General features: G+C 67.5%; 19 protein-coding genes and 1 tRNA gene. 15 read left to right on the forward strand and 5 right to left on the reverse strand.

Going from position 1 to position 23,711, the window contains the following annotated elements:
• Nucleotides 1-3: 3 nt before the first annotated feature.
• From DL544_RS16860 to gmk, 4 genes are all read right to left on the reverse strand, one after another.
• Complete coding sequence (locus DL544_RS16860) at nt 4-390, reverse strand: RidA family protein (RefSeq protein ID WP_005418954.1); 387 nt, start codon at nt 388-390, stop codon at nt 4-6.
• A gap of 180 nt (nt 391-570) precedes the next feature.
• The gene (locus DL544_RS16865; RefSeq protein WP_005418955.1) at nt 571-2,733 is read right to left on the reverse strand and encodes a RelA/SpoT family protein; all 2,163 of its coding nucleotides are present in this window, start codon (nt 2,731-2,733) and stop codon (nt 571-573) included.
• A 106-nt stretch (nt 2,734-2,839) separates the two neighbouring features.
• Nucleotides 2,840-3,139 (reverse strand): DNA-directed RNA polymerase subunit omega, encoded by a 300-nt coding sequence (gene rpoZ, locus DL544_RS16870; RefSeq protein ID WP_005410877.1) that lies wholly within the window; start codon nt 3,137-3,139, stop codon nt 2,840-2,842.
• Between the two features lie 110 nt (nt 3,140-3,249).
• Complete coding sequence (gmk, locus tag DL544_RS16875; protein WP_005410878.1) at nt 3,250-3,915, reverse strand: guanylate kinase; 666 nt, start codon at nt 3,913-3,915, stop codon at nt 3,250-3,252.
• A 290-nt stretch (nt 3,916-4,205) separates the two neighbouring features.
• Between gmk and fdnG the strand changes: the two genes are divergently transcribed.
• The 8 genes from fdnG (at nt 4,206) to selD (ending at nt 14,959) form a co-directional block, all read left to right on the forward strand.
• Nucleotides 4,206-7,274 (forward strand): formate dehydrogenase-N subunit alpha, encoded by a 3,069-nt coding sequence (gene fdnG / locus DL544_RS16880; protein ID WP_139727597.1) that lies wholly within the window; start codon nt 4,206-4,208, stop codon nt 7,272-7,274.
• Nucleotides 7,275-7,284: 10 nt separating this feature from the next.
• Entirely contained in the window at nt 7,285-8,202 is a 918-nt protein-coding gene (gene fdxH / locus DL544_RS16885; RefSeq protein ID WP_053500839.1) for a formate dehydrogenase subunit beta, read from the forward strand.
• Nucleotides 8,199-8,846 carry a formate dehydrogenase subunit gamma gene (locus tag DL544_RS16890; RefSeq protein ID WP_005418959.1) on the forward strand — a complete coding sequence of 216 codons (648 nt, stop codon included), beginning with the start codon at nt 8,199-8,201 and terminating at the stop codon, nt 8,844-8,846. Before fdxH ends, DL544_RS16890 begins: the two co-directional genes overlap by 4 nt.
• A gap of 547 nt (nt 8,847-9,393) precedes the next feature.
• Nucleotides 9,394-10,377, forward strand: coding sequence for a formate dehydrogenase accessory protein FdhE (fdhE, locus tag DL544_RS16900; RefSeq protein ID WP_139727602.1), 984 nt, complete (start codon nt 9,394-9,396; stop codon nt 10,375-10,377).
• A gap of 3 nt (nt 10,378-10,380) precedes the next feature.
• The gene (selA, locus tag DL544_RS16905) at nt 10,381-11,805 is read left to right on the forward strand and encodes an L-seryl-tRNA(Sec) selenium transferase (RefSeq protein WP_414603958.1); all 1,425 of its coding nucleotides are present in this window, start codon (nt 10,381-10,383) and stop codon (nt 11,803-11,805) included.
• The gene (gene selB, locus DL544_RS16910; RefSeq protein ID WP_139727604.1) at nt 11,802-13,733 is read left to right on the forward strand and encodes a selenocysteine-specific translation elongation factor; all 1,932 of its coding nucleotides are present in this window, start codon (nt 11,802-11,804) and stop codon (nt 13,731-13,733) included. Before selA ends, selB begins: the two co-directional genes overlap by 4 nt.
• 24 nt (nt 13,734-13,757) lie before the next feature.
• Nucleotides 13,758-13,853, forward strand: a tRNA-Sec gene (locus DL544_RS16915).
• A gap of 26 nt (nt 13,854-13,879) precedes the next feature.
• Nucleotides 13,880-14,959 (forward strand): selenide, water dikinase SelD, encoded by a 1,080-nt coding sequence (gene selD / locus DL544_RS16920; protein WP_053497458.1) that lies wholly within the window; start codon nt 13,880-13,882, stop codon nt 14,957-14,959.
• Nucleotides 14,960-15,016: 57 nt separating this feature from the next.
• Here the strand turns inward: selD and DL544_RS16925 are convergent, their stop codons facing one another.
• Nucleotides 15,017-15,877, reverse strand: a complete 861-nt coding sequence (locus DL544_RS16925) for a YicC/YloC family endoribonuclease (RefSeq protein ID WP_005418965.1) — start codon at nt 15,875-15,877, stop codon at nt 15,017-15,019.
• A 124-nt stretch (nt 15,878-16,001) separates the two neighbouring features.
• Here DL544_RS16925 and rph point away from each other — a divergent pair, with 124 nt between their 5' ends.
• The 7 genes from rph (at nt 16,002) to pepQ (ending at nt 23,249) form a co-directional block, all read left to right on the forward strand.
• A complete protein-coding gene (gene rph, locus DL544_RS16930) occupies nt 16,002-16,727 on the forward strand; it encodes a ribonuclease PH (RefSeq protein ID WP_049426699.1) in 726 nt (241 codons plus the stop codon).
• Nucleotides 16,724-17,113, forward strand: a complete 390-nt coding sequence (locus DL544_RS16935) for a VOC family protein (RefSeq protein ID WP_065185328.1) — start codon at nt 16,724-16,726, stop codon at nt 17,111-17,113. Before rph ends, DL544_RS16935 begins: the two co-directional genes overlap by 4 nt.
• Nucleotides 17,110-17,706, forward strand: coding sequence for an RdgB/HAM1 family non-canonical purine NTP pyrophosphatase (gene rdgB, locus DL544_RS16940; RefSeq protein WP_005410891.1), 597 nt, complete (start codon nt 17,110-17,112; stop codon nt 17,704-17,706). Before DL544_RS16935 ends, rdgB begins: the two co-directional genes overlap by 4 nt.
• Before the next feature lie 56 nt (nt 17,707-17,762).
• Nucleotides 17,763-18,989 carry a radical SAM family heme chaperone HemW gene (gene hemW, locus DL544_RS16945; RefSeq protein WP_139727607.1) on the forward strand — a complete coding sequence of 409 codons (1,227 nt, stop codon included), beginning with the start codon at nt 17,763-17,765 and terminating at the stop codon, nt 18,987-18,989.
• Between the two features lie 202 nt (nt 18,990-19,191).
• The gene (locus tag DL544_RS16950; RefSeq protein ID WP_139727609.1) at nt 19,192-21,471 is read left to right on the forward strand and encodes a DUF1631 family protein; all 2,280 of its coding nucleotides are present in this window, start codon (nt 19,192-19,194) and stop codon (nt 21,469-21,471) included.
• Nucleotides 21,468-21,842 carry a PilZ domain-containing protein gene (locus DL544_RS16955; protein WP_005418979.1) on the forward strand — a complete coding sequence of 125 codons (375 nt, stop codon included), beginning with the start codon at nt 21,468-21,470 and terminating at the stop codon, nt 21,840-21,842. The genes DL544_RS16950 and DL544_RS16955 overlap by 4 nt, the downstream gene beginning before the upstream one ends.
• Nucleotides 21,843-21,917: 75 nt before the next feature.
• Nucleotides 21,918-23,249 (forward strand): Xaa-Pro dipeptidase, encoded by a 1,332-nt coding sequence (gene pepQ / locus DL544_RS16960; protein ID WP_065185332.1) that lies wholly within the window; start codon nt 21,918-21,920, stop codon nt 23,247-23,249.
• Nucleotides 23,250-23,711 lie beyond the last annotated feature (462 nt).

The following is a 23,711-nucleotide window of genomic DNA, read 5'->3' on the forward strand; positions in this document are numbered from 1 at the left end:
CGGTCAGTCGATGACCATCACCGCGTCGACCTCGAAGCTGGCGCCCTTCGGCAGGCCGGAGACTTCGATGGTGGAACGGGCCGGGTACGGGGCCTGGAAGTAGTCCTGCATGACCGCGTTGACCTTGGCGAACTCGCCCAGGTCGGTCAGGTACAGGCCCAGGCGCACGACCTTGTCCAGCGAGCCACCCGCGGCTTCGGCCACGGCCTTGAGGTTGTCGAAGGCGCGGCGGGCCTGCGCTTCGACGTCACCGGCGCCGACGATGTCGCCGGTGGCCGGGTCAAGCGGGATCTGGCCGGAGAAGTACACGGTGTTGCCGGCGCGCACGGCCTGCGAGTACGGGCCGATGGCGGCGGGGGCCTTTTCGGTGTTGATGATCTGGCGGGACATGGGTCGCTCCGGTGCTTGGGGGAAAACAGAGCGGTGATTGTACCGGCTGGGGGTGCATCCACGCATGGCGTGGATCTACCGCGCCGCCTCGGTAGTGCCGGCCGTTGGCCGGCAATCGCGATGCCGTCGCGGATCCATGGGTTGCCGGCCAGCGGCCGGCACTACCGGTACGCGCAGGACCTACTGGCGGCGTACCGATTGCACGACCGACAGGCGGCGCAGGCGGCGCATCACTTCGGCCAGGTGGTTGCGGTCGCGCACCTGGATGTTGAACGCCAGCACGGCGGCGTTGAAGTCGCGGTCCAGGTAGTCCACGCGTTCGATGTTGGAATGGCTCTGTGCGATGGCGGCGGCCAGCTGCGCCAGCACGCCGGTGCCGTTCTCCACTTCCACCACCAGCGAGGTGTCGTAGTCGCCGGAGACGGTGGTGTCCCAGCCAATCGGCACCCAGCGCTCGGGCGACTTGCGCAGCTCGGCCAGGTTCGGGCAGTCCATGCGGTGCACCACGATGCCCTTGCCGGCGGTGTGGTAGCCCATGATCTCGTCGCCGGGAATCGGCTGGCAGCAGCCGGCGAAGGTGACCACGCCGCGCTCGCTGCCGTTGATCAGGATCTTCTCCTGCGAGTGGTGGCGCGAATGCGGGCCGCCACGCAGTTCGGCGTAGGCCATCAGCGCCTGCGCGGCCTGGGTCGGCATCCAGTTGCCCAGTGCGACCTCGGCCAGCAGCGCTTCCAGGCGCGGGAAGCGGTGTTCGGCCAGGAACGCATCCAAGCGGCCTTTCGGCAGGCGCTCCAGCGACGAATCCATCGCTTCCAGCGCGCGGTCGAGCATGCGGTGGCCCAGCTGCACGGCATCTTCGTGCTCCAGCTGCTTGAGCTGGTGGCGGATGGCGGTGCGTGCCTTGCTGGTCACCACGAATTCCAGCCACTGCGGTTTCGGCGTGGCCGAGCGCGCGGTGATGATCTCCACCGACTGGCCCGACACCAGCTTGGTGCGCAGCGGCACCAGTTTCTTGTCCACGCGCGAAGCCACCGCCATGTTGCCCACGTCGGTATGCACGGCGTAGGCGAAATCGAGCGCGGTGGAGTTGCGCGGCAGGGCCAGGATCTTGCCCTTCGGGGTGAACAGGTAGACCTCGTCAGGGAACAGGTCGACCTTGACGTTGTCGAGGAATTCCAGCGAGGAACCGGCGGCGCGCTGCGAGTCGATCAGCTCGACGATCCACGCGTGGGCACGGCTCTGTGCGCTGTTGGGCGAATCGCCGCCGAACTTGTAGGTCCAGTGCGCGGCCACGCCGCGTTCGGCGATCAGGTCCATTTCCTCGGTACGGATCTGCACTTCGATCGGCGAGCCATACGGCCCGAACAGCACGGTGTGCAGCGACTGGTAACCGTTGGCCTTGGGAATGGCGATGAAATCGCGGAAGCGCCCATCCAGCGGCTTGAAGGTGGCGTGCACCGAGCCCAGCGCGTGATAGCAGCTGGGCACGCTGCGCACGACCAGGCGGAAGCCGAACACATCCATCACCTGGTCGAAGGATTTGTTCTCGTCGCGCATCTTGTTGTAGATGCTCCACGGGGTCTTGATGCGGCTGATCAGCCGATGCTCGATGCCCTCCTTGGCCAGGCGCTGCGACAGCTGCACTTCCACCTGCGCCATCGCTTCGCGGCGCACCACCGGCTGGCTGCGGATGTGTTTTTCGATGATGGCGTGGCGCCATGGGTAGAGCGCCTTGAACCCGAGGTTCTGCAGCTCGCTCTTGACCAGGCTCATGCCCAGGCGCTGGGCGATGGGCGCGTAGATCTCCAGCGTCTCGCGGGCGATGCGGCCACGCGCTTCGCGGCTCTGCGCGCCCAGCGTGCGCATGTTGTGCAGGCGGTCGGCCAGCTTGATCATGATCACGCGCAGGTCGCGCGACATCGCCAGCAGCATCTTGCGGAAGCTCTCGGCGGCCGCCTCCTGGCGGTCACGGAACTTCAGCTTGTCCAGCTTGGTGACACCGTCGACCAGTTCGGCCACGGCTTCGCCGAACTCGGCGGCCAGCGCCTCGCGGGTCAGCGGGGTGTCTTCGATGGTGTCGTGCAGGATCGCGGCGATCAGCGCTTCCACGTCCAGGCCGAGTTCGGCCAGCACCTGGGCCACGGCCACCGGATGGGTGATATAGGGCTCGCCCGACTTGCGCGTCTGCCCAGCGTGCGCGGAGGCCCCGACTTCCCAGGCACGGCGCAACAGCGGCAGCTGTTCCGGCGGCAGGTAATGGGCGGCGCGTTCGAGCTGGAGGACGTAGTCGGGTACGGCGGCAGTGGGGGCTGCGGCGACCTTGGCAGTGGGGCCTGGGTTCATGCCCGAAGCCTATTCCAGCGCGACGTTTACGGCAAATCCTGAATGCGAAACAGCCCGCACGGGGCGGGCTGTTCGGTGTATCCAACGATTACGTTGATCGATGCGATCAATCGTCGTTCTTGGACATGTCTTCGTCGGCCACCACTTCGGCGGCAGCCCACTCCAGCGCTTCGCGCTCGGCGCGCTCACGCTCGGCCTTCTCGACTTCGTCGATCAGGGCGTTGTCGATCTTGCGGGCGGCGATTTCGCGCAGCGCCAGCACGGTCGGCTTGTCCTCGGTCTCGCTGTTGTCCAGCGTGGCCTGCACGCCGTTGGCGAGCTGACGGGCACGCTTGGAAGCCATCATGACCAGTTCGAAACGGTTGTTAACGACTTCCAGGCAATCTTCTACGGTGATGCGGGCCATACGGGCTCCCGGCGACCGGTCGGCCGCTCAGTCGAATGAGGGAAAGGGGACGGAGTGTACTGGCAGGGGCTGGACAAAATCAAGCCAACCCCTACCCGATTCTTTTGGAATCAGTCAGTTGCACCCGGATCGGGGGTCAGCAGCGCCTGGATCAGGCCGGCGTGGCGGACCTTCTGGGCCTCCCGGCGCAGGCGGCTGGCAGTGAAGATGGCGCACAGCTCGTCCACGGCAGTGTCGAACACCTCGTTGACGATGACGTAGTCGAACTCGTTGAAGTGCAGCATTTCATCGCGGGCCGCGCCCAGGCGCTGGGCGATGACCGCCTCGCTGTCCTGGCCGCGCTTGCGCATGCGGTCCTGCAAGGCCTGCTTGGACGGCGGCAGGATGAACACGGTGACCGTGCCCGGCACCAGCTGGCGCACCTGCTGCGCGCCCTGCCAGTCGATCTCCAGCAGCACATCCTGGCCGGCGGCCAGCTGCGGCTCCACCGACTGCCGGGCCGTGCCCTTCCAGTCGCCGTGCACCCAGGCGTGCTCGAAGAAGTCGCCGGCGGCGATCATCTGCTCGAACTTCTCGGCACTGACGAAGTGGTAATGCTGGCCGTTCACCTCACCGGGGCGCATCGCGCGCGAGGTGAAGGAGATCGACAGGGCGATCTGCGGGTCACGGGCCAGGGTGGCATTGACGATGCTGCTCTTGCCGGCGCCGGACGGGGCGGCCACGATGTACAGCGTGCCGCGCGCAACGGCGTCCGACGGCTTCGACGGGGCGCTCATGCGCGGAACCCAATTGGTTGATTTCGCAAAATTTTTCCTCGGTGTTCCAGATCCGGCGCGGAGGATCGCGCCAGGACGGCGGGGGCTGCGCGGAACATCCTGGAACCAGGCCCGGCAGACGCTTCCCCAGGGGGCGGGCACGCAACTTTACCAGAGCAGGCCCTTTCCGGGCCCGTCCGGCAGGCGCCGCGCCTTGTGCCACATGGGCATCCGGGGGCCTGTGCTATAACCGGCCCGTACCCAACGACAGCCCGGAGGCCTGCGCCTCCCCGCCATCCCAGGAGAACGGCATGCCATCGATGAGCCGCCGCCAGTTCCTGAAAGTGACCGGGACAACCCTGGTCGGCTCCAGCCTGGCACTGATGGGCTTCGCGCCCGGCATCGCGCTCGCGGAGGTCAGGCAATACAAGCTGACCCGCGCGACCGAGACCCGCAACACCTGTACCTACTGTTCGGTGGCCTGCGGCATCCTGATGTACAGCCTCGGCGATGGCGCCAAGAACGCCGAGCCGAGCATTTTCCACATCGAGGGCGACCCAGACCATCCAGTCAACCGCGGCACGCTGTGCCCGAAGGGTGCCGGCCTGGCCGACATCATCCACAGCAAGTCGCGCCTGCTCTACCCCGAGTACCGCGCGCCGGGCTCGAACGAGTGGAAGCGGCTGAGCTGGGACGATGCGCTGGACCGCATCGCGCGGCTGATGAAGGAAGACCGCGATGCCAACTTCGTGCAGAAGAACGAAGCCGGGCAGACGGTCAACCGCTGGCTGACCACTGGCATGCTGGCGGCCTCGGCCACCAGCAATGAGACCGCGGTGCTGACCCACAAGGTCGTCCGCTCCCTCGGCATGCTGGCATTCGACAACCAGGCACGTGTCTGACACGGCCCGACGGTGGCAGGTCTTGCCCCGACGCTAGGCCGTGGTGCGATGACGAATCACTGGGTCGACATCAAGAATGCCGACCTGATCCTGATCATGGGTGGCAACGCCGCCGAGGCGCATCCGTGCGGGTTCAAATGGGTGACCGAGGCCAAGGCCCACAACAAGGCCCGGCTGATCGTGGTCGATCCGCGCTTCAACCGCTCGGCCGCGGTTGCCGATGTGTACGCGCCGATCCGCACCGGTACCGACATCGTGTTCCTGGGCGGCCTGATCAACTACCTGCTGACCGAGGACCGCATCCAGCACGAGTACGTGCTGAACTACACCGACATGTCGTTCCTGGTGAAGGACGAGTTCGCCTTCAAGGACGGCCTGTATTCGGGCTACAACGAAGAAAAGCGCAGCTACGACCGTTCCAGCTGGGACTATGCCTACGGTGACGATGGATTCGTGCGCAGCGACCCGACGCTGAAGGATCCGCGCTGCGTCTACAACCTGCTGAAACAACACTACGCGCGTTACACCGTGGAGATGGTCGAGCGCATCTGCGGCACGCCGGCCGACAGCATCCGCCAGGTGTGGGACATGATCGCGTCCACCGCCGGCAAGGACAAGGCGATGACCATCCTGTACGCGCTGGGCTGGACGCAGCACTCGATCGGCGCACAGAACGTGCGTGCCGGCACCATGGTGCAGCTGCTGCTGGGCAACATCGGCGTGGCCGGTGGCGGCATGAACGCGCTGCGCGGGCACTCCAACATCCAGGGCCTGACCGACATCGGCCTGATGTCCGACCTGCTGCCCGGCTACCTGACGCTGCCGAAACAGGATGAGCAGGACTACAACGCCTACATCGCCAAGCGCACGCAGAAGCCCCTGCGCGCCAACCAGATGTCGTTCTGGCAGAACTACCCGAAGTTCCACGTCAGCCTGATGAAATCGTGGTGGGGCGATGCCGCCACCGCCGACAACAACTGGTGCTTCGATTACCTGCCCAAGCTCGACAAGCCGTACGACATGCTGCAGGCGTACGAGCTGATGAACGAGGGCAAGATCCACGGCTACATCTGCCAGGGCTTCAATCCTCTGGCCTCGGCGCCGAACAAGGGCAAGCTGATCAGTGCGTTCTCCAAGCTGAAGTTCATGGTCAGCATGGATCCGCTGGAAACCGAGACCATCGCCTTCTGGCAGAACCACGGCGCACTGAACGACGTCGACCCGAGCACGATCCAGACCGAAGTGTTCCGCCTGCCCACCACTTCCTTCGCCGAGGAGAACGGCGCGGTGGTGAATTCCTCGCGCTGGCTGCAGTGGCACTGGAAGGGGGCCAACCCGCCGGGCGAAGCGCGCAGCGACATCGAGATCATGTCCGAGCTGTTCCATCGCATCAAAGCGATGTACGAGAAGGATGGCGGTGCGTGGTGGGAGCCGGTACGCGACCTGGCCTGGAAGTATTCCAACCCGGAGCTGCCGACGCCGGAAGAACTGGCGATGGAATACAACGGTAAGGCGCTGGCCGACGTGTTCGATCCGAAGGACCCGACCAAGCTGGTGCGCAAGGCCGGCGAGCAACTGGCCGCGTTCGGCGAGCTGCGCGACGATGGCAGCACGTCCTCCGGCTGCTGGATCTACATCGGCGCCTGGGGCCCGACCGGCAACATGATGGCGCGGCGTGACAACAGTGACCCGACAGGCATCGGCAACACGCTGGGCTGGGCCTGGGCGTGGCCGGCCAACCGCCGCGTGATGTACAACCGCGCCTCGTGCGACGTGGCTGGCCAACCGTTCGATCCACGCCGCACGCTGCTGGCCTGGAACGGCAAGAACTGGGGCAACGTGGACGTGCCGGACTTCAAGGCCGATGAAGATCCTGCCGGCGGGATGGGCCCGTTCATCATGAACCCGGAAGGCATCGCCCGCTTCTTCGCCAAGGCCGGCATGGCCGAAGGCCCGTTCCCGGAGCACTACGAACCGTTCGATACCCCGCTGCGCAGCAATCCGCTCAGCCCCGGCCAGGCCCTGACGCTGAACAACCCCGCGGCACGCGTGTTCGCCAGCGACCGTGCACAGATCGGTTCGCCGGACGAGTTCCCGCATGTGGCCACCACCTACCGCCTGACCGAGCATTTCCACTTCTGGACCAAGCACGGCAAGCTCAACGCCATCATCCAGCCCGAGCAGTTCGTCGAGATCGGTGCGGCATTGGCCGACGAGCTGGGCATCACCAACGGCAGCCGCGTGCGCGTGAGTTCCAAGCGTGGCCATATCGAAGCCGTTGCGATGGTGACCAAGCGGATCAAGGCCCTGCAGATCGATGGAAAGACCGTGCACCAGGTGGGCGTGCCGATCCACTGGGGCTTCCTCGGTGCGGCCAAGCCCGGATATATCGCCAATACGCTGACCAATGCCATCGGTGACGGCAACTCGCAGACGCCCGAGTCGAAGTGCATCCTGGTCAAGGTCGAGAAGGTGTAGGAGACACGCCATGCCACTGCAATCGCTGGACATCATCCGCCGCTCGGCCACCACCACGCCCTCGCCGGAGGCGCGGGGCGCGCACACCGGCCAGGTCGCCAAGCTGATCGATGTGAGCAAGTGCATCGGCTGCAAGGCCTGCCAGGTCGCCTGCATGGAATGGAACGACCTGCGCGACGAAGTGGGCAGCTGCGTTGGCAGCTATGACAACCCGCCCGACCTGAGCGAACAGTCGTGGACGGTGATGAAGTTCCGCGAGTACGAGGACGAGAAGGGCAAGCTGGAGTGGCTGATCCGGAAGGAGGGCTGCATGCACTGCAGCGACCCGGGCTGCCTGAAGGCCTGCCCGTCGCCCGGCGCGATCATCCAGTACGCCAACGGCATCGTCGACTTCCAGGAAGAGAACTGCATCGGCTGCGGCTACTGCGTGACCGGCTGCCCGTTCGACGTACCGCGCATCTCCAAGAAGGACCACAAGGCCTACAAGTGCACGCTGTGTTCGGACCGGGTGGCGGTCGGCCAGGAACCGGCCTGTGTGAAGACCTGCCCGACCGGGGCGATCACCTTCGGCAGCAAACAGGCGATGACCGAGCACGCCGCCGGACGCGTGGAAGACCTGAAATCACGCGGCTATGAAAACGCCGGCCTGTACGACCCGCAGGGCGTCGGCGGTACCCACGTGATGTACGTGCTGCAGCATGTGGACAAGCCCGAGCTCTACGCCGACCTGCCCAAGGACCCGCGCATCAGCCCGATGGTGGAAGTCTGGAAGGGCGTAGCCAAGCCACTGGGCGTGCTGGCGATCGCCGCCACGGCCTTTGCTGGCTTCCTGCACTACATCGGCATCGGCCGCAACACGGTCAATGACGAGGAAGAAGAACAAGCCGAGCACGAGGCGAAGAAGATCGAAGAGGAGCAGCGGCCATGAAGTACGCCCCGCACCCGCGGCAGATCATCCGTTACCGCGCGCCGACCCGCATCAACCACTGGATCGTGGCGATCTGCTTCGTGCTGACCGCGCTGTCCGGGCTGGCGTTGTTCCACCCTGCCCTGTTCCCGCTGACCCAGCTGTTCGGTGGCGGACCGTGGACGCGCATCCTGCATCCGTTCATCGGCCTGGCCATGGTGGTGGGCTTTGCGCTGCTGGCGTTGCGCATGTGGCGCGACAATCTGCCGACCGCCGACGACCGCGCGTGGATGCGCGGCATGCGCGATGTACTGCGCAACGAGGATGAAAAGCTGCCGCCGGTCGGTCGCTTCAATGCCGGCCAGAAGCTGCTGTTCTGGGCCATCATCGGCTGCCTGTCGGCACTGCTGCTGACCGGCTTCGTGATCTGGCGGCAGTACTTCAGCCATTTTTTCCCGATCGGGGTGATCCGCTTCTCGGTGCTCGCCCATGCGTTGTTCGGCTGGGTGCTGATCTGCGCGATCGTGGTGCACATCTATGCGGCGATCTGGATCAAGGGGTCGGTGCGGGCGATGACCCAGGGCAAGGTGACCTATGGGTGGGCGTACAAGCACCACCGACAGTGGTTCCGGGACATCCTGCGCGGGCGGCGGGAACAGGGGTAGCTGCAGGGCCTGCGGCCCTGCACCTGCTTCAAGCCAAGGCAACAGCAACAGCGGCTATCCGTGGGATGGCGGGGGGATCCGGTTGCGGGAGACGCTGCAAATACCCCTCCGGGGCCCGGCCCAGCCGCTGGCGGCTGTGCGTTCGGGCGCTTGCGAAGCAGTGCTTCGCAAGCAAAGCGCCCTCACCCATGTAAGCTCGGTCGCCGCTTGCTCGTGTGCGCTGTCCCGCGCACACGGCAAGACCGGGGTTGGGCGTCCTGCCCAACCCGCCCGAGGCATGCCTCGGGCCCATGCGGCTCACGCTCTCGCAACCGGACCCACCCCGCCTTCGACAGTTGGCCGCGATCTGTCGGTGGGTGCCGACCGTTGGTCGGCACTGATCGAATCCCGACCAACGCTCGGGATCCACTTTCAACCAACCGATGGGGTCAGAACCGTTTTCTGTGGAAAACGGATCTGACCCCAACCTTTCAAATGGCCGGCAACACGCTGGACGCCAGCGCCGACAACAGCGAGGATGGAGCCTGGTTCTTCTGGCTGGCCCTACATGGCGCAACGCATCCTTGAACCCGGTGAGATCGAGACGCTCGCCTCGCGCGATGTGCCGCGCATCATCCTGCCTGATACCGGGTCACTGTTCGCTACGCGCGCGGCAAGCCTGCGCAGCCTGGCCGCGCACAGTGCCATCGGTGGCTACCTGCAGCTGCTGGCGGCGCTGGCCGATGCGCAGCAGGCACTGCTGGATGAGTTGACGCCGCAGCAACGCGAGGGGCTTCAGGCACAGGCGCGCGCGCAGCAGTCGAGCGCGGCGGCTAGCGCCGGCATGCCGTTGCGGCCGGCCAACACACTGCAACTGGATGGGCGCTGGCGCGACTGGCTGCGCACCCTGTGCCGGCACTGTGCCGACGAAACCGGGCTGCCTGTGGAAACCCGGCAGGAACTACAGCGCGTCGCCGCCGCTGATGATGCGTGGCTGGATGCACAGGCGCATGCGGTGCTGGAACGCGATGACGCGCCCTCGGTCGACGCCGTCGCTGCGCTGCTGGTGATGAACGCGCTGCAGGTGTACTGGGCGGTGCTCGCCGCCAGCTTCCATCCGACCGACCTGAAGCCGCTGGCCGATGCGCCAGGGTTGTGCCCGCTCTGTGGCACGCTGCCGGTGGCCAGCGTGGTGCAGGCGCGCCCGCCCTACGCCGCCTATCGCTACCTGTCGTGCTCGCTGTGTGCCTGCCAGTGGCATTACGTGCGCGTGCAGTGCAGCCAGTGCGGCGCCGCCGGCAAGGACATTGCCTATCGCGCCCTGGCCGAGGTGGACGGTGACAGCGGCGAGGCGGTGCGCGAGAGTGCGGTGCGCGCCGAGACCTGCGACCACTGCCACAGCTATCGCAAGATCCTGTACCTGGAGAAAGATCCGTCACTGGAGCCGGTGGCCGATGACCTCGGCACGCTGGCGCTGGACCTGCTGCTGGCCGAGGAAGGCTATGCGCGCGCCAGCCAGAACCCGCTGCTGTGGCAATCCGACGGCGACTGACCTATGCCACGCATGCACGCCACGCCGGCATCGGCCGCCGCCCTGCCTTCGCTGGACCGGCTGCTGCGCCTGCCTGCGTTGTCGGCCATGATCGAACGCCACGGCCGCAGCCGCATCACCCAACTGCTGCGCGCACACCTGCAGGAACTACGCGACCGTATCAGCGCCGCGCAGCTCTCGGCCGAACGCCTCGAACAGGCCATCAACGGCCCGTCGCTGGTCGCGGCGCTCGGCGCCGCACTGGCGGCCGACGCACGCCTGGACCTGCAGCCGATGTTCAACCTGACCGGCACCGTGCTGCACACCAACCTGGGCCGCGCGCTGTTGCCCGATGCCGCCGTGCAGGCGGTCACCCGCGCAATGACAGCGCCGGTCGATCTGGAATTCGACATCATCCGCGGCCGCCGCGGCGACCGCGATGCACGGGTGCAGGCGCTGGTCTGCGAACTGACCGGCGCCGAAGCCGCCACCGTGGTCAACAACAATGCGGCGGCGGTCCTGCTGCTGCTCAACAGCCTGGCCAACCGCCGCGAGGTGGTGGTGTCGCGCGGCGAACTGGTGGAGATCGGCGGTGCCTTCCGCATTCCCGATGTGATGCGCAGCGCCGGCGCGCGACTGCTGGAAGTGGGCACCACCAACCGTACCCACCCGGCCGACTTCGCCCATGCCATCGGCGCACGTACCGCGTTGCTGATGGAAGTGCATGCCAGCAACTACGCGATCACCGGCTTCACTGCCAAGGTCGACACTGCGGCGATGGCTGCGATCGCGCACGAGCACGGCCTGCCGCTGGTGGTGGACCTGGGCAGTGGCAGCCTGTGTGACCTGGCGGCCTTCGGCCTGCCGCACGAGCCGACCGTGCAGGAAACACTGGCGGCCGGTGCCGACCTGGTCTCATTCAGTGGCGACAAGCTGCTGGGCGGCCCCCAGGCCGGGATCATCGCCGGCCGCGCCGACCTGATCGCGCGGATCAACCGCAATCCGCTCAAGCGGGCGCTGCGCATGGACAAGATGGGCCTGGCCGCACTGGAAGCCGTGCTGGCCCTGTACCGCGAACCGGAACGGCTGGCACTGCGGCTGCCGACCCTGCGCAGCCTTTCGCGCCTGCGGGATGACATCGACGAGCAGGCACACCGCCTGCTGCAGCCGATGCGCGCGTCGCTGGCCGCCGGCTACGCGCTTGAACGGGCCTCGATGTACAGCCAGATCGGCAGCGGCGCGCAGCCACAGGCGCAGCTGGCAAGCGCCGGACTGCGCGTTACCAGCGCGCGCCGCGGCGGGCTGGATCGCTTGGCCAAGCGCTTGCGCCAGCTGCCGCGGCCGGTGCTGGGCCGCATTGCCGATGACGCGCTGTGGCTGGACCTGCGCTGCCTGGAACCCACCGACGAAGCCGCCTTCCTCGCGCAATGGAGCACGCTGCAGGCATGATCGTCGGCACCGCCGGGCATATCGACCATGGCAAGACCAGCCTGGTGCGCGCACTGACCGGCATCGAAACCGATCGCCTGCAGGAAGAACGCACGCGCGGTATCTCCATCGAGCTGGGCTATGCCTATGTCCCGGTGGAAAGCACAGGCGGCGGGAGTGCCGAGGCGACGCTGGGCTTCGTCGATGTGCCGGGCCATGAACGCTTCGTGCATACGATGGTGGCCGGCGCCACCGGCATCGATGTCGCCCTGCTGGTGATCGCCGCCGACGACGGTGTGATGCCGCAGACCCGCGAGCACCTGGCGATCCTGCAGTTGCTGGGCGTGGATCGCGGTGCAGTCGCTCTGACCAAGATCGACCGCGTGGACGCCGCGCGCATCGCCCGGGTCGAGATCGAGATCGCCGCGCTGCTGGCCGGAACGCCGCTGCAGGATTCCCCCGTATTCGCCTGCAACAGCACCGCACCAGACGATTCTGGCATCAACGCGCTGCGTACCCAGCTGCACGCGTGGGCGTCGGACAACGCCAGCACGCGCCAGGCCGAACTGCGCAGCGAGCTGTTCCGCATGCCGGTGGACCGCGTGTTCTCGCTGGCCGGCCACGGCACGCTGGTGACCGGCGCAGTGCACGGCGGCATCGCTGCCGTGGGTGAGCATCTGCAGCTGATGCCGGCCGCCACTGACGTGCGCGTACGCAGCATCCACGCGCAGAACCAGGCCAGCGAACACGCCATGGCCGGGCAGCGCTGTGCGTTGAACCTGGCTGCCATCGCCCGCGACGACATCCACCGTGGCGACTGGATCGCCGACCCGCGCGCCCTGCTGGCGACCCGTCGCGTCGACGTACGCCTGCGGCTTTCCGCACTGGCAACACCGTTGCGCGACTGGGCGCCGCTGCACATCCACTGGGGCACGATGCACCGGCAGGCCCATGTGGTGCTGCTGGAGGACGTCGATCACGGCGACGGACAGTTGGTGCAACTGGTGTTCGATGCACCGGTCTGCGCGATGTGCGGTGATCGCTTCATCGCCCGTGATTCAGCGGCCATCCGCACGCTGGGTGGTGGCATCGTGCTCGATCCGGACCCGCCACAGCGGCGCCGGCGCAGCCAGGCACGGCTCGCCTGGCTGGGCGCACTGGAGCAGCTGGCCACAGGTGCGGGAATCGGCCCGCTGTTGCAGCAGGCTTCCTTCGGCATAGCCATGGCCGCCCTGCAACGCTACTGCCGGCGCGCGGCCGACCGGATCGATCTTCCTGCGGGCACGCGGCGCATCGTCACCCACGAAGACACGGTGGTCATCCTTGCTTCGCACTGGCAGGCGCTTCGCGAACAGGTGATCACGTCGCTGCGCAGCTGGCACGAGCGACGTCCGGACGAGCCCGGTGTTGATAGCGGGCGCCTGCAGCGCAGTACGCTGCCCGCGCTTGCAGCGAGCCTGTGGAATGCCCTGCTGCAAGGCCTGCTGGACGACGGCAGCGTGCAGCGCGTGGGCGCCTGGTGGCGCCTGCCCGGCCATGACCATGCGCCACCGGAACGCGAACGACTTCTGCTCGAATGCGTGCTGCCGCAGCTGCACGCCGGTCGCTTCGATCCACCGTGGGTGCGCACGCTGGCCACCGACGTTGGTCTGGCCGAAGACGAGGTCCGCGCCGTCCTGCGCCGCGCTACCGCGCGTGGCGAACTGTTCCAGGTAGTGCCGGACCTGTTCTATGCACCGGCCCGCATTGCCGAGCTGGCCGCGATCGTCGCGCAGCTGTCGCAGGCCACCGGCACGGTGGATGCGGCCACCTTCCGCGATGCCATCGGCCTGGGCCGCAAGCGCAGCATCCAGATCTTGGAGTTCTTCAACCGCGTTGGCTACACTCGACGCGTCGGTGACCAGCATCGGCCGCGCGGCGACCTGCAGTGGAACGCAGCCCGCGACTGAGCCCACCGGTGCCGCCGTACTTTCGGAAGGCATGCGCATCCGGGCATGCGGCTGGGCTTCAAACCCAGTAGGGGGCGTCGATCGTTCCCTGGTAGGTTCGACTCCTGCTGCCTTCCGCCATTGGTGTTTCCGCAGGAGATGTCGGCATGGCCACGCACGCGCAGTCCCCCGCCCCTTCAACGGCCGATGCCCCGCAACGACTGACTTCGCTGGCACACGGCGGCGGCTGCGGCTGCAAGATCGCGCCGGGCGTGCTGTCCGAACTGCTGCGCGGCGTGCCAGCGCTTCCGGCACCGGCCGAACTGCTGGTCGGCCGCGAGACCAGCGACGACGCCGCGGTGTACCGCCTCGATGACCGCCAGGCAATCGTCGCCACCACCGATTTCTTCATGCCGATTGTCGACGACCCGTTCGACTTCGGCCGCATCGCCGCCACCAACGCGCTGTCGGACCTGTACGCGATGGGGGCACGACCATTGTTCGCGCTGGCCATCGTCGGCATGCCGATCAACACGCTGCCGCAGGAGACCATCCGCGGCATCCTGCAGGGCGGCGAGCGTGCCTGCGCCGATGCCGGCATCGTGGTCGCTGGAGGCCACAGCATCGATTCGGTGGAACCCATCTATGGCCTGGCCGCGATCGGCGTGCTCGACCCGCAGCGGCTCAGGCGCAATGCCGATGCCCGCGCCGGCGATGTGCTGGTGCTGGGCAAGCCGTTGGGCGTGGGCGTGTATTCGTCGGCGCTGAAGAAAGAAGTGCTGGACGCCGACGGCTACCAGCAGATGATCGCGTCGACCACCCGCCTGAACACCGTGGGCGTGGCCCTGGCCGCGCTGGACGGTGTGCACGCGATGACCGATGTCACCGGTTTCGGCCTGCTCGGCCACCTGCTGGAAGTGTGTCGCGCCAGTGGTGTCGCTGCGGAGGTGGACAGCGCACAGGTGCCGCTGCTGCCTCAGGCCCTGGAGCTGCTGCAGCGCGGCTGCTTGACCGGCGCGTCCAACCGCAACTGGGCCTCGTATGGTGCGGAGGTGCGTTTCGCCGATGGGTTGCCGGCACACTGGCAGCCGCTGCTGACCGACCCACAGACCAGCGGTGGGCTGCTGGTGTCCTGCGCCCCGGAAGCGGTGGACGCGGTGCTGGCCTGCTTCCACGACGCAGGGTTCGGCCAGGCAGCCGTCGTGGGGCGATTGAGCGCGGGCCTGCCGGGTGTCAGCGTCCGCTGAGACGCTGTAATGAGAAGGGCGCCCGAAGGCGCCCCGGCTGTAATGCTGGATGCAACATCACTCGATGTTCTGCACCTGTTCGCGGATCTGGTCGATCAGCACCTTCAGCTCCACCGCGGCATTGGACGTACGGCTGTCCACCGACTTCGAGCCCAGCGTATTGGCTTCGCGGTTGAACTCCTGCAGCAGGAAGTCCAGGCGGCGGCCGACCGGCTCGCGCTGCCTGAGCACGCGGCGGATCTCGACAATGTGGCTGCCGAGGCGATCCAGCTCCTCATCCACGTCCAGCTTCTGCAGCCACAGCACCAGTTCCTGCTCGGCGCGGCCGGGGTCGACCGGGTGCGGCAGGTCGGCCAGGCGTGCAGCCAGCTTGGCGCGCTGGCCGTCGCGAATGGCCGGAATCAAGGTGCGCACTTCGGTGGCGATGCGTTCGATGCCGTCCACGCGCTCACTGATGGCCGCCGACAACTTGCCGCCTTCGCGTTCACGCGCCTCGACGAAGCCGTCCAGCACCTGGTCCAGCAGGGCCAGTGCCTCGGCCTGCAGGGCCGCGGCATCGGTGGCCTCGCCACGGGTCACGCCGGGCAGCTGCAGCAGCTCGGTGAAGCTGACCTGCAGGTTGGGGAAATCGGAGGTCAACCGGTGCGCCAGGCGGCCGAGCTGGCCCAGCAGGGCCTCGTCCACCTGCAGGTTGGCCGCTGCTTCCGGCGCACGCAGGCGCATCACCAGATCCAGCTTGCCGCGGCTCAGGCGCGCGGCGATGCGCTCGCGCAGCTGCGGTTCCAGCGCCCGCAGTTCCTCGGGCAGGCGGGTGCCGACCTCCAGGAAGCGGTGGTTGACCGAGCGCAGCTCGCAGCCCAGCGTGCCCCACGGGGTGACCCGCTCGCCGCCGGCATAGGCGGTCATGCTTCGAATCATGGAATGTGTCCGGTGCGTGCAAAGGGGGAATGGTACCCTAGCGCCCTCACCAGAGCCCCCTTGCCCGCCCCGTGAAGGCCGCGGGCGTGGCGGCGTACTCCCTCGCCATTACGGAACCCGCACCATGTCCGATTCCCGCCCCAGCGGCCGCCAGCCCGACCAGCTCCGCCCGGTCGTCATCCAACGCGGCTTCACCCGCCACGCCGAAGGGTCGGTGCTGGTGTGCTTCGGTGAAACCCGTGTGCTGTGCACCGCCAGCGTCGAGAACCGCGTGCCGGGCTTCCTGCGCGGCAAGGGCGAAGGCTGGGTCACCGCCGAGTACGGCATGCTGCCGCGCGCCACCCACACCCGCAGCGACCGTGAAGCGGCCCGTGGCAAGCAGGGTGGCCGCACGCTGGAGATCCAGCGCCTGATCGGCCGCAGCCTGCGTGCCTGCGTGGATCGCAACGCGCTGGGCGAGCGCACCATCACCCTCGACTGCGACGTGCTGCAGGCCGACGGTGGCACCCGCACCGCCGCCATCACCGGCGCCTACGTGGCGCTGGTCGATGCGGTGAACGTGCTGATGAAGCGTGGCGACATCAAGCGCAACCCGATCCTGGGCGCGGTGGCCGCGGTGTCGGTGGGCGTGTACCGCGGCACCCCGGTGCTGGACCTGGACTACGCCGAAGACAGCGACTGCGACACCGACATGAACGTGGTGATGAACGACGGTGGTGGCTTCATCGAACTGCAGGGCACCGCCGAAGGCCACGCCTTCCGTCGCGATGAACTGGACGCGCTGCTGGGCCTGGCCGAAAAGGGCGTGGCCGAGCTGCTGGCCGCGCAGCAGGCGGCGCTGTCGGCATGAACCGGCGCCTTGCCCTGACCACCCTGGTGGTGGCCGACTATGACGAAGCCATTGCCTGGTACACCGCCAAGCTCGGCTTCGCGCTGCTGGAGGACATCGACCAGGGCCACAAGCGCTGGGTGGTGGTCGGCCCGACCGACGGCAGCGCCGCCGCCCTGCTGCTGGCCCGTGCCAGCGACGAGGCGCAGCGCAGCCGCATCGGCAACCAGACCGGTGGCCGCGTCGCCTTCTTCCTCAACACCGACGACTTCCACCGCGACCACGCGGCGATGCTTGCCGCGGGAGTCGAGTTCCTGGAAGCGCCGCGCGAAGAACCCTATGCAACGGTCGCGGTGTTCCGCGATCTGTATGGCAACACCTGGGACCTGCTGGAGCCCCGTCAATGAAGAAACTGGTACTGGCCAGCCACAACGCCGGCAAGCTGGTGGAGATGCAGGAGATCCTCGCCGACCTGCCGCTGCAGATCACCTCGGCCGCCGAACTGGGCCTGGGCGACGTGGAAGAGACCGGCCTGACCTTCGTCGAGAATGCGCTGCTGAAGGCACGCGCGGCCTGCGAAGCGACCGGCCTGCCGGCACTGGCCGATGATTCGGGCCTGATCGTCGACGCACTCGGCGGCGCGCCCGGCCTGTACAGCGCGCGCTATGCCGGCCACCCGACCAACGCGGCGGCCAACAACGCCAAGCTGCTGGACGCGATGGCCGACATTCCCGACGGCCAGCGCAGCGCCCGCTTCTATGCGGTGATCGTGCTGCTGCGCCACGCCACCGACCCGCAGCCGTTGATCTGCGAAGGGCGCTGGGAAGGACAGATCATCCGCGAGCTGCGTGGCACGAATGGTTTTGGCTACAACCCGGTATTCCTGGACACCACCCACGGCCTGACCGCCGCGGAAATGGAGCCGGCACTGAAGAATGCCATCAGCCACCGTGCCATCGCCCTGCAGCAGCTCAAGCAGCAGCTGGCGACGCTGTACTGACGCCACCCGATCGAACCAGGGAAGCCGGCCAGTGGCCGGCACTACCGAACAAGCCCATGCCGCACGCCCACGACCACTGCAACCACCTGCCCGGCGAAGCCTGCTCCGCTGCCCACGACAGCCCGCCGCGACTGGTGCCACCACCGCTGTCGCTGTATGTGCACCTGCCGTGGTGCGTGCGCAAATGCCCCTACTGCGATTTCAATTCGCACCAGGCCAAGGGCGAGCTGCCGTTCGATGGCTACATCGATGCGCTTCTGCGCGATCTCGACCAGGACCTGCCGCTGGTCTGGGGCCGGGTGGTGCACAGCGTGTTCTTCGGCGGCGGCACCCCCAGCCTGTTCCCGCCGGAAGCAATCGACCGTTTCCTGCAGCAGGCCAGCGCACGCCTGCGCTTCGCGCCCAATGCCGAAATCACCCTGGAAACCAACCCGGGCACCGCCGAGCATGGCCGCTTCGACCGCTACCGCGCGGCCGGCGTGAACCGCCTCAGCTTCGGCATCCAGAGTTTCGACGACTCCATGCTCAAGCGCCTGGGCCGCATCCACGACAGTGGCGAAGCCGAGCGCGCGGTGAAGATGGCGCAGGACGCGGGCTACGACAACTTCAACATCGACCTGATGTACGCGCTGCCGGAACAGACCCTGGCCGGTGCCGAGGCCGATCTGGATCGTGCATTTGCACTGCAACCAGCCCATATCTCGCACTACCAGCTGACCCTGGAACCGAATACGGTGTTCTTCGCGCGGCCGCCGCAGGGCATTCCCGATGAAGACAATGCCTGGGACATGCAGGAGCACTGCCAGGCGCTGCTGGCGCAGGCCGGTTTCAGCCAGTACGAAGTCAGCGCCTACGCACGCCCTGGCCGCCAGAGTGCGCACAACCTGAACTACTGGCGCTTCGGTGACTATCTGGGCATCGGCGCTGGCGCGCACGGCAAGATCAGCTCCGGTGCCGAGGAACACGTGCTGCGCCGCTGGAAACTGAAGCACCCGCAGGCCTACCTGGACAGCGCGGGCACCCCGGCCTCGTTCGGTGGTGACGACGTGATCGCGCCGGAGCGGCTGCCGTTCGAGTACATGCTCAACCTGCTGCGCCTGCACGAAGGTTTCGGCCTGCGCGATTTCGAGTCGCGCACCGGGCTGCCGCGCAGCGTGCTGGATGCGCCCCTGGCCGAGGCCGTGCAGCGCGGCTGGCTGGATGTGGCGGACGGCCACGTAAAGCCAACCGAGCTGGGCCGTCGATTCACCAACGATGTGGTCAGCCTGTTCCTGGAGGAATAGACCTTCCCGCCGTAGCGGGTAGTGCCGGCCGCTGGCCGGCACTCCGGTGGAGACAGCGCTGCCGGCCAGCGACCGGCACTACCGTTCATCCGTCGTCCCTCCCCAGCAGACGCGAGACACGTTCACCCTAAAGTAGCGCCGACTGCGGCCGACACGGTAGATTCACAAGATCGATCCGCGGGAATCCGGGTACCGCTCGCCGATGTCAGCTGTCTTTTCCATTACCTCTGCCGACAAAACCCGCCTGGCCGCCAGCGACCTGCCACCGCGGGTGCGTGAGCTGCTGGGCGCATTGATCGGCCTGTGCCGGCAGACGCTGGCCGCGCCGCTGATCCTGACCGTCGAAGCGTTGGAGCAGACGTTGCTGCACGACGCGGATCGCGCGCGCAATCCGCAGCTGCAGGCGGAGCTGATGGCCCAGCGCGGCCAGTTGCATGCCTTCTCCGGTCATTTCGCTGACCGCATGCTTGATGCCGTGGCCGATGCGCTGATACGGCTGCGCGAACCCACGGCCCACTTCAGCCCCGGTTCCACGCCGCCGCCGCAGCCCGGCATGCTCGGGCTGTCGCTGGTCGATGAACATGAAGTGGACCGCGACCTGCTGCTGACCGAGATGGTGCGGAGGGAGACGCTGCGTTCGACCAACACGCTGAACCTGCTGGGCCAACGCCTGGGCGTACTGGCGGCGGCACCGGCCTTCGAGGCCGACACCCTGCCGCTGGCACCACAGGCACTGTGCGCCATGCTGCGCCGGATTGCCGAACAGGATTCGCTCACTGTCGACGTTCAGCTGGCGCTGTACCGCAGCTTCGAACGCCAGGTACTGGAACGCCTGGGCGACATCCTCGACCGTGCCAATGCCCTGCTGGCCCAGCACGGCGTGCTGCCCGGCCTGGTCTACACCCCCTATCTGGCGCGTTCATCGAGCACCCGGCGGATCATCACCCAGTCGGTGGGCGGTGGTCGCACCACGCAGCCGGCAAAGCGTGCCGCCGCGCCACTGACCGGCTGGAACGGATCGGCACCGGCCGGCTCCTGGTCGAGCCTGGTGCAGGACGCTTTCCAGGATGACAGCATGGCCGGCGCGGCCTTGCCGGGCCTGACCACCTCTACGGGCAGCGCGCTGCATGCGCTGCTGCAGCAGGCACGCCATGCCAGCGCAGCACCTGCGGATCGCGATGCAGTGCCGAGCGCGGCCGTGGATGCGGTCCTCGCACGCCTGCAGGCGCAGTCCAGCGCCGCCACCGGCGTAGCCGACCTGCAGGCGGCCGTGGTGGCGCAACTGCGCAGCGAGCATGGCATGCAGGCCCAGCTGGGCAGCCACGACCGCGACAGCCTCGACCTGCTGCGCATGCTGATGCAGCAGGTGCAGCAGCAGCAGCGTCCGGACCCGGTGCCGGCCGCCCTGCTGGCGCGCCTGCAGGTGCCGCTGGCACGTGCGGCAATGGCCGACCCCGGCTTCTTCGTGCGCGACGAGCACCCCGCGCGCGAACTGCTCAACCAGATTGCCGAAGTCGGCGCCAACTGGCTGGCCGACGATGATGTCGACCCGCAGTTGCTGCAGCGCATGGCACAGAGCGTGCAGGGCCTGCTGGGCCAGGATGCGCGGGCGCCGGAGGCCTTCGCCAGCGCGAACGAGGACGTGCAGCAGCATCAGCGTGCCGCAGCGCATCGCGCCGAGCTGGCCGAGCGCCGCCATGTGGAAGCTGCACGCGGCAAGGAGCGGCTGGAACTCGCGCGGCGACAGGCCAGTGCACAGATCGACCAGTGCTGCGACGCGCAGGAGCCGCCCCGCTTCGTGCAGACCCTGCTGCGTCAGGCCTGGGCCGATGCCCTCACCCTGACCCGCCTGCGCCACGGCGACGATTCACCGCAGTGGCAGGAACGCCTGCAGCAGACCCAACGCATCGCCGCCATCACCGCGCAACCCGTTGATGCACCCGGCGGCACCGATGCAACGCTTGCTGCCGAGGTCGAGGCCGCCCTGCTGCAGGTCGGCTACCACGCCGAGGAAGCCGCCGCCGTCGCACGCAGGCTGGCCACGCCTGGCGGCGAGGACGAGAGCACCTCGCGTACCGAACTCAGTGCCCGCCTGAAGGCACGCGCGCGCCTGGGCGAGCACGCCGGTACGGCCGCCGGCACGACGCCGGCCACACCGCGCAGCAGTGCCGAGGAAGCCGCTTACCAGCAGCTGTCCTCCCTGCCCTTCGGCAGCTGGTTCGACATCGATACCGGCGATGGCACACTGCGCCGCCAGCGCCTGTCCTGGTACAGCCTGCTGACCGGCCACGCCCTGCTGGTCAATCCGCGCGGGCAGAAGATCGCCGATACCGACCTGGATACGCTGGCCCGGCAGATCAGTGCCGGCCAGGCGCAGCTGGTCACTGAGGACAAGGCCCGGCTGGTTGACCGTGCCTGGGAGGCCAGCCTTGGCGCATTGCGTGCACTGGCGGCCGGCCATACGCAGGAGACTTCCGCATGATCACCCAACCGCCGCAGGATACCCGCCGCGCGCCGCGCCGCCAGGTCTCGGACCTGGTACCGGTCACCGACCAGATGCGCGAAAGCGTGGTCGGCCGGCTCGGCAATATCTCCGAAACCGGCATGCTGATGCTGGCCAGCGCACCGTTGCGCGAGGATGCGCTGTACCAGTTGCGCTTCCCCTTGCCGCTGGGCGATGGCCGCCACCAGGACATCGACGTGGGCGTGCACCTGCTGTGGAGCGAACCCGCACACGCCCCCGGACAGAGCTGGACCGGCTTCCGCTTCCTCACCCTGTCGCGCGAGCATCGGCAGCTGCTGCGCCAGTGGGTGGGCGAAGACAGCGACGAGGGGCCGGTTTCGACGGCCTGAGTGCCGGTTCCAGCACAGCGGTTTTTCCCGCTATGCGGCAGAATCTAGGGCCGTTTTCCGTGTCGAGCCACCGCAATGATCCAGCAAGACCCCGGCGCCCTGTATCCCGACCACCTGGCCGTGCTGTGCCGACGTGCCGAACAGGCGCTGGCCCGCGGCGGCTTCGACCACCTGGTGGTGCCCAGCGGCACTCTGCACTACCAGGTGTTCGATGATCGCGACTACCCGTACGCGGTCAATCCGCAGTTCAAGGCCTGGCTGCCGCTGACCCGCGTGCCCAACAGCTGGATCGTGTTCAGCCCCGGCAAGCGCCCGGCGGTGATCTTCCACCAGCCCTTCGACTACTGGCACGTGGTGCCGGATGCCCCCAGCGGCTGGTGGGTGGATCACTTCGACATCCACATCATCCGCAAGCCGGAAGACGCGCTGGCGCTGCTGCCGGCCGATCCATCGCGCTGCGCGATCCTCGGCGAGCCGCAGAGCGCGCTGGGCAACTACGTACCGAACAACCCGGCGCCGGTGGTGAACTACCTGGAATGGCACCGCGGCAGCAAGACACCGTATGAGATCGCACTGATGCGCCAGGCCCAGGTGCTGGGCGTGCGCGGCCACCGCGCTGCGGAGGCCGCATTCCGCAATGGCGCCGACGAGTTCAGCATCCACATGGCGTACTGCCAGGCAGTCGGCCAGGATGCCAATGAGCTGCCGTACGGCAACATCGTGGCGCTGAATGAACATGCCGCTGTGCTGCATTACACCGAGCTGGGCCGCAAGGCACCGCAGCCGCTGCGCAGCTTCCTGATCGATGCCGGCGCCAGTGCCCACGGCTACGCCAGCGACATCACCCGTACCTACGCCGCGCAGAGCCACGACGAGTTTGCGGCGATGATCGCCGCCGTCGACGCCGCCCAGCAGCGGATGTGCGCAGCGGTGCGCCCGGGCTGCGACTACAAGCAGCTGCACGTGGACGCACATCTTTCGCTGATGGGCGTACTGAAGGACTTCGGCGTGATCAAGGTCTCGCCGCAGACCGCGCTGGAGACCGGCGTCAGCGCCGCGTTCTTCCCGCATGGTATCGGCCACCTGATCGGCCTGCAGGTGCACGACGTGGCCGGTTTCGCGGCCAGCGACGAAGGCGGCCGCATCGAGCGCCCGGCGGGCCACCCGTACCTGCGCCTGACCCGCGTGCTGGAACCGGGCATGGTGGTGACCATCGAACCGGGCCTGTACTTCATCGACATGCTGTTGAACGAAGTGAAGGACGCCGGCCACGGCGATGCGATCAACTGGGACCGCGTGGACTTCTTCCGTCCGTATGGCGGCATCCGCATCGAAGACGAAGTGCTGTGCACTGATGGCGAGGCGGACAACCTGACGCGGCCGGCGTTTGCGGCGGCCAACGGCTGAGCCCCTCGTGGTTGGCTGCTTGGAGCAATAGCCGCGCTTGGCGGGGCGGGGTGGGTTCGCGGGGGACGCCGTGAATCCATCCCTGGAGGCTTGGCCGCGGCATCCATGCCGCGGACACCCCCGCGAACCCACCCCGCCCCACCTCTGACAGTTTCCGTGTGCGTCCAACCACGGAAGAAAGAAAGAAAAGCAAAAGCGGGTCGCTTGCTGCGCTCGCTCTGTGTCGACCAAGGTCGACACCTACCAGTAGATCCACGCCATGCGTGGATGATTCATTCGATATCTGACAGATGTGCCGACCAACGATCGGCACCCACCAACAGCCGCGCGAACCTGTCGAAGGTGGGGCACTGTGGGTTTGCGGGGTGTGAGCCGCATGGATGCGGCGACCAAGCCTACAGGGATGTACTTGCGGCGTCCCCGCAAACCCACAGTGCCCCGCCATCCCACGGAATGCCGCTG

Source organism: Stenotrophomonas sp. pho (genome assembly GCF_006228405.1).
GTDB lineage: Bacteria > Pseudomonadota > Gammaproteobacteria > Xanthomonadales > Xanthomonadaceae > Stenotrophomonas > Stenotrophomonas sepilia.

Excerpts from the sequence above, each read along its gene's own strand:
- DL544_RS16950 (WP_139727609.1), top strand. The coding sequence starts at position 19,192 with ATGTCAGCTGTCTTTTCCATTACCTCTGCCGACAAAACCCGCCTGGCC.
- rph (WP_049426699.1), top strand. The coding sequence starts at position 16,002 with ATGTCCGATTCCCGCCCCAGCGGCCGCCAGCCCGACCAGCTCCGCCCG.
- pepQ (WP_065185332.1), top strand. The coding sequence starts at position 21,918 with ATGATCCAGCAAGACCCCGGCGCCCTGTATCCCGACCACCTGGCCGTG.
- DL544_RS16935 (WP_065185328.1), top strand. The coding sequence starts at position 16,724 with ATGAACCGGCGCCTTGCCCTGACCACCCTGGTGGTGGCCGACTATGAC.
- rdgB (WP_005410891.1), top strand. The coding sequence starts at position 17,110 with ATGAAGAAACTGGTACTGGCCAGCCACAACGCCGGCAAGCTGGTGGAG.
- DL544_RS16925 (WP_005418965.1), bottom strand. The coding sequence starts at position 15,877 with ATGATTCGAAGCATGACCGCCTATGCCGGCGGCGAGCGGGTCACCCCG.
- selD (WP_053497458.1), top strand. The coding sequence starts at position 13,880 with ATGGCCACGCACGCGCAGTCCCCCGCCCCTTCAACGGCCGATGCCCCG.
- fdxH (WP_053500839.1), top strand. The coding sequence starts at position 7,285 with ATGCCACTGCAATCGCTGGACATCATCCGCCGCTCGGCCACCACCACG.
- DL544_RS16890 (WP_005418959.1), top strand. The coding sequence starts at position 8,199 with ATGAAGTACGCCCCGCACCCGCGGCAGATCATCCGTTACCGCGCGCCG.
- fdhE (WP_139727602.1), top strand. The coding sequence starts at position 9,394 with ATGGCGCAACGCATCCTTGAACCCGGTGAGATCGAGACGCTCGCCTCG.
- gmk (WP_005410878.1), bottom strand. The coding sequence starts at position 3,915 with ATGAGCGCCCCGTCGAAGCCGTCGGACGCCGTTGCGCGCGGCACGCTG.
- DL544_RS16955 (WP_005418979.1), top strand. The coding sequence starts at position 21,468 with ATGATCACCCAACCGCCGCAGGATACCCGCCGCGCGCCGCGCCGCCAG.
- hemW (WP_139727607.1), top strand. The coding sequence starts at position 17,763 with ATGCCGCACGCCCACGACCACTGCAACCACCTGCCCGGCGAAGCCTGC.
- selB (WP_139727604.1), top strand. The coding sequence starts at position 11,802 with ATGATCGTCGGCACCGCCGGGCATATCGACCATGGCAAGACCAGCCTG.
- DL544_RS16865 (WP_005418955.1), bottom strand. The coding sequence starts at position 2,733 with ATGAACCCAGGCCCCACTGCCAAGGTCGCCGCAGCCCCCACTGCCGCC.
- DL544_RS16860 (WP_005418954.1), bottom strand. The coding sequence starts at position 390 with ATGTCCCGCCAGATCATCAACACCGAAAAGGCCCCCGCCGCCATCGGC.
- rpoZ (WP_005410877.1), bottom strand. The coding sequence starts at position 3,139 with ATGGCCCGCATCACCGTAGAAGATTGCCTGGAAGTCGTTAACAACCGT.
- selA (WP_414603958.1), top strand. The coding sequence starts at position 10,381 with ATGCCACGCATGCACGCCACGCCGGCATCGGCCGCCGCCCTGCCTTCG.